This window comes from Marinicrinis lubricantis (assembly GCF_042658665.1).
Classification (GTDB): Bacteria; Bacillota; Bacilli; order Paenibacillales; family KCTC-33676; genus Marinicrinis; species Marinicrinis lubricantis.
Window position 1 is genome coordinate 1 of the sequence record NZ_JBHSQV010000106.1, and the last position, 5,594, is coordinate 5,594.

At 39.7% G+C, this 5,594-nt stretch carries 5 protein-coding genes and 2 pseudogenes; all 7 read left to right on the forward strand.

Features of this window, described 5'->3' with window-relative positions:
* A pseudogene (locus tag ACFPXP_RS08590) lies at positions 1 to 452 on the forward strand (hypothetical protein); the annotation flags it as partial.
* Positions 453 to 462: 10 nt separating this feature from the next.
* The gene (locus tag ACFPXP_RS08595) at positions 463 to 837 is read left to right on the forward strand and encodes a hypothetical protein (RefSeq protein ID WP_379893816.1); all 375 of its coding nucleotides are present in this window, start codon (positions 463 to 465) and stop codon (positions 835 to 837) included.
* A 484-nt stretch (positions 838 to 1,321) separates the two neighbouring features.
* Positions 1,322 to 2,086, forward strand: a complete 765-nt coding sequence (locus ACFPXP_RS08600; protein WP_379893817.1) for a polymorphic toxin-type HINT domain-containing protein — start codon at positions 1,322 to 1,324, stop codon at positions 2,084 to 2,086.
* A complete protein-coding gene (locus ACFPXP_RS08605) occupies positions 2,083 to 2,679 on the forward strand; it encodes a hypothetical protein (RefSeq protein ID WP_379893818.1) in 597 nt (198 codons plus the stop codon). Before ACFPXP_RS08600 ends, ACFPXP_RS08605 begins: the two co-directional genes overlap by 4 nt.
* Before the next feature lie 66 nt (positions 2,680 to 2,745).
* Positions 2,746 to 3,680, forward strand: a pseudogene (locus tag ACFPXP_RS08610) (IS3 family transposase); the annotation flags it as partial.
* Positions 3,681 to 3,732: 52 nt separating this feature from the next.
* Positions 3,733 to 4,365, forward strand: a complete 633-nt coding sequence (locus tag ACFPXP_RS08615; protein ID WP_379893819.1) for a hypothetical protein — start codon at positions 3,733 to 3,735, stop codon at positions 4,363 to 4,365.
* 405 nt (positions 4,366 to 4,770) lie between these two features.
* On the forward strand, positions 4,771 to 5,412 hold the full coding sequence (locus ACFPXP_RS08620) for a hypothetical protein (protein ID WP_379893820.1): 642 nt from the start codon (positions 4,771 to 4,773) through the stop codon (positions 5,410 to 5,412).
* Positions 5,413 to 5,594 lie beyond the last annotated feature (182 nt).

Consider the following 5,594-nt stretch of genomic DNA (forward strand, 5'->3'; position numbering starts at 1 on the left):
ATATGGAAGAGCAGATCAGTAATGGATTCCCGGATTTCTGGGACGGTGTGACAACTGGGAGCATCTCATTGAGCTTAGGAGCTTACAAGCAGCTTTTTAAACTGGCTATTAAAAAGGGATTAAAGGGGACGGGAGAAGCTTTCCAATGGACAGGCAAGAACTTTAGCCAAATGGGTAAGAACATGTCCCCTAACGAAATGATTAGTAATCTTGAGAAATCGGGATGGACTAAGACCATTGAGCCCGGTGGAAAGAAAAGTGGACCTGCTACTATCTTTACTGACCCAAGTACTGGTACTAAAGTGAGAATACATGCAGAACCTGGGGAAGGTACACCTTATTTTAGGGTTCAGAATAAGGGTGGCGGCTATCTCGATGACAATGGAGTATTCCCAAGTAACGCAACAAAGCAAGAATTAAGAGATGCAACACATTTCTATTTTGAAAAGTAGGTGAGTGGAAGTGTTAGCTACCAATTTGCACGATGTTCTAGAAGATTTTGATTTTACAGACAGCATAGTTACTGATGTGAAATGGGCTGACAATCTAATAGACCTGATAGTAGTAGTCGATTATTATTGGGATATTCAAGATGGTCATGACACTACAAGACTATTAAAGATTATTTTCAAAAATTGCAAGAAAGCGGATTTTCAAATCAGCACAGAACTTCCCTTATCTCCCGATGAAGTAAACAAAGAAAGTCTCTTTACAATTGTCCTATTCAAAGAGCTAGCAGAGAGTTTGGATAATCAAAAGCGTGTGGGAATTTTTACATCAGACTACTCGAAACCATGGTTGTCGGTAGTATGTTCTGATGTAATGTTGGAGGAATAAAACTATGAACCTTGATTGGCTTCATGCCTTTCAAGGTATCTTCTTTTGGAGGGGGTGGGTGACGAACGAACCTAACATTCAACGAATAACACATATAAGCCATGTAATACCTGTATAATGATTTCGTCATTTCGGTTGTACGCACTTCAATGCTTGAATTTTATACCTTAATTAACGCTATTCCAACACAACTAGCAGGTCGATTATGGTCAGATACCACCATGATTGACCTGTTTTTTGTTATCTTCGTTTTCTTGCGGTATTTTCAAAAGAAAACGCAACTATGTAAATTACCGCAACGATAAATACGGTGAACGTACTTGGTCGCAACTATTTTGAGCGAAAGTCCGACCACTATTACTATAAGAACTAAACTGAACATTTCTCAACGGGAAGGTCATGTGTGAAAGGCTAGCCACCGATTCCCTCATTCCTATAATACAAGCGGCAAATTCGTCAAAAGTTTTGCCGAGTGGGGGAACGCATGAATAATACTCCTAGAGCGCCGAATGCAGGTGGATATTGGGCGTCTAATACAAGCAGAGGAGCCAATGTGTTAAGAAGAGCTTCAACCGGATGTAACTGCTTCACCGCCGGTACAAAAGTTCTTACAGACGAAGGGGAGAAAAATATCGAAGACATTGAAGTCGGAGATAAGGTTCTTTCCAAGGATGAAGCAACTGGTGAGGTAGCGTATAAAGAGGTAACGGCAACGTTTAATCACGAGACGGATGAGATTTATAAAATCCATGTAGGCGGCCAAACCATTGAAGCGACCTTCAATCATCCGTTCTATGTGGAAGGCAAGGGATGGACGTTCGTCAAAGACCTCAAGGTTGGTGACTTGCTTGTTCAGAGCGATGGGAATACACTCAAGATTGAGAGCATCGAACTAGAACACAAGCAGGTAACAGTCTACAACATGACGGTTGATGAGTTCCATACCTACTTCGTTAGTGACCTTGGAATTTGGGTGCATAATACCAGTTGTAGCTACAAAGACATTACAGTTGGAAAAAGCGTGAAGAACGTTTCAACCAATGTGACAAGAGCAGATTTTGAAAAGAGTCTTATGGAAGATGGGTGGAGTAAATCAGTCAGTAAGGACGGAAAAGTTACCATCTATTCTAAAGACGGTGCATCGTATAAGGTTCGAGACAATTCCAATCAAGGACAGCCAACTGCTGAATATTGGGCTAATGGAGCAACGCAGGCTACTACCAAGATTAGATTGGGGGCTACCGATTGAGTGCATTTATTAAAGACACAAACGATTTTGAAGAAGCGTCACAATTGGTTTCGACTGTATTTTTCGATGAACAGCGACTACCGAACCAAGTATTCAAAGTTCCATTTCAAAATACGGTTGTACTTGATTTTGATTATGCAATGAGTTATTCCTTTTGGGATGAACTGGAGAAACTCACTGATATTTTTGATGACTCTTATTTCATCATGGCTGTCTTAGACCCACATCCTGTAAATTATTATTTTAACGAGTTTTCTCAGTATAACTGGTGCATGCTGAATAAAGGCACAACAGCGGACGAATATTGGAATACTCTTTCACAGAGTCCTATAGACAGTCCTGCCGATTCAATTTTATCTAATTCTGAAGTGGTCGTATGGCTATCCTCGTCCATGAGGTGGGCGATATGGGGAGAGAGGAGCTACGGTATTTGTGTTTTAGGATTCAGTGACGAAATTAGTGACTACAAGAGTGAATCATGGTTTACAATGGAAAAAGCAATTACTGATTTGGTGTCACTTAACTTTAGAAATTGTACTGTCCCCGAAGAGATTACCTCGAAGCTGATGAAGTTCTATAGTGATATTAAGTAATACTCATTGAGACCTTGAGGGCGGCAATCCTCAAGGTCTTTCTTTTACCCCTACCCAGTACAGTCGAGGGCAACAATTGTGGAGGAATATGACCTCACAGCCTCTGCTTTAGATCGCTGGATCAAGCAAGCTCAGACAACGGGCTCCTTCAAGGAGAAGGATAATCGTTCGTCCGAAGAAACGGAATGGATAGCGCTCCGAAAAGAGAACCAGCGTCTGAAGATGGAGGTAGACATCTTAAAGCAAGCGGCGCTGATCATGGGACGAAAGTAACTATCATTCGGAATAACCTTGATAAATACTCGGTATCAGCATTGTGTAACGTCCTACAAATCGCAAGAAGTACGTACTATTATGAAGCTAAAGAACGACCAAATGAAGATGTCTTAACGGAAGCGATTGTGGATATCTTCCACAAGAATCGAAAAGCCTACGGTACACGAAAGATCAAAGCCAAGCTCTTGGAACAAGGTCTCGTCGTGTCCAGACGTCGTATTGGCCGAATCATGCAAGAGCAGGGGTATACCATCGCCCAGTTTAAGCCCCTCAAAACGGCCTGTAATGAGGCGACAACTGCGAATGAGTTAGAACGTGAGTTTGATCAGGCAGAAGCTAAGCGCTTCGTGGTCAGCGATCTAACGTATGTAAAGGTAGGGCACCGGTGGCACTACGTTTGCGTCCTCATTGACCTGTTTAACCGGGAAATCATTGGTCATAGTGCAGGTCCACATAAGGACGCTGCTCTGGTTTCGCGTGCCTTTACTACGGTAGAAGGCGATCTGGGCCAAATCCAGTGGTTTCATACGGACCGTGGGAGTGAGTTTAAAAACCAAACGATGGACGAGCTCCTGGGTACCTTCGAAATCGGTCGATCGTTAAGCGCGAAGGGTTGTCCTTATGACAATGCTGTGGCTGAAGCGACCTACAAGGTCATGAAAACAGAGTTCGTCCATCAAATGGAGTTCCAAAGCTTTCATCACCTGCAGTTGGAACGATACGATCAATTTTGTGGATCCGAGTGGGTATATAGCTGAAACACATGAAGTATTTGAGTTGAACTTACAAATTAATGAATATAAGGAGAAGTGGTTATATTATAATAATATTTATATTCGTGAAGGTGCTAGTAGTTTAGGGATAGAAGCTTTGACCAATAGAAATATTATGGCGTTAAAAGCCCAACAGCTTAGAAATGCTAATACTCATTTGAGTTCTGCATTATTAACACCGGAGGACACAATTCAAATCGTATACGATGTTGATTATAAAACACATTTCATAGGTGGTTCGACTAAAACATCTCAGGTCCGTGTGGATAATAAGGGTAATGTATATTATCCGTTACCAGCCGGCGCAAAGGAAATGTATGAAAATATTACAATCTTGGCTCCAGAAGCAGTTGAGTTTTCTAAATGGTCTAAAGAAGCCATGGATTATATTGCGGAAAAAAATCCTCTGGCGAATATGCTGAACCAAGGATTTCAATTGTTCTTTGGAGAGGATGTTCAAGACTTCGATAAATTAAATGCATTTCATATTGAACAAGATGGCCACTATTATAGGGCAGTCTTTTATACGAAGGCCAATCAACTTGTAGATTATACTTTTTGGGACAGTGCGGAATTTTTAAATTATAGATTACCAGATTTTATTTATGACAAGAAGGATGATGAATATTGGCAGTGAGGTGTTTTAGTAGTTGTTTCTTAATATTCTGCTTAGTTATGTCTGGATGTAGTAATAATTTTAAGATACAAGAACAAAAGACGAAGAGATTAGTACTTGGAAAGTACAAGGATGATTCTGCCTGCTATTTAATACTGCCGAATGAGACTAAGGAAATAGATGTTGAAATCCCCTGTGAAAACTGGAATCAGATTAAAACGGATGAATATGTTTATTTCGAAGTGATAAAGGGAAGGTTTCATCTTGTTGACAAAGAAACATATGATGCAGATTAGATAAATTATCAAATAAGCATTTCAATGGTGGTTGAATTTTTAAACCACCATTGATTTGGTTTGTGTACGTTTAATGAAAAAAGAAATATACCGGATAGATATTGGGGGTAGGTTGAGGGGGGGAAATAAAGTGGATATTTATTATAATATCGGAATACTATTGAAATATAATGGAGTGGGGCGTAGTGAACTAATTGAAGAAATGAATAAGTTACTTGAAAGTCCCGATATTAGTGAACAACTTCAGTTACATGATAGGTCAAATAAAAATCAACTAACTCAGCTATTTAATATTCTTAAATTTCTCCAAGTATCTCCATCTGCTAAGGAACATATTGTATGGAAGTACTACAAAGATAAATTCGAAGGTAGGATTTCGAAGCATATAAACGTGGAGTTACTAAAGGATTTACTACACAGTTATAAGCAGCATAATTATTCTGCGCTTGAGAGTATCATTATTGATGCACTAAAAACTGATAGTATCAAGCAGGAAGATATTATATTCTTAGAAGAGACTTTTAGTAGCAGGTCTTTTGTTAAAGAATTGTTTGCTTACAAATGTAGAATGGAGATTCGAAGAGGTAGAAAGCTTAGCAAAGAACATATTGTGCAGTTACTTAATGCTCGAGAATATTTTACTCTTCGGTTTGCTTTAGAACGGAAGGCGATTATGGAGGATGGATTAGCTGAGTTTCGAAAACCAACTGATAATGAGAAAGATAGAAAACATAAAGAATGGTTATATCATATGGCCCAAGATAGTAAATAAGAAGCCACAAGCGGTTATATCGCTTGTGGCTTCTTTCTTACTGGTCAGCAGCCTGTACCCGAGTTCGACAGTAAATCACTCAAAATAGGTACACAAGGGATCGAAAATCCCATAAGATCAAGGTTTTTTCTCGGAATGCATAGAAAAACACCGAGAATTTCATAGGCACACGCTAACTAAGA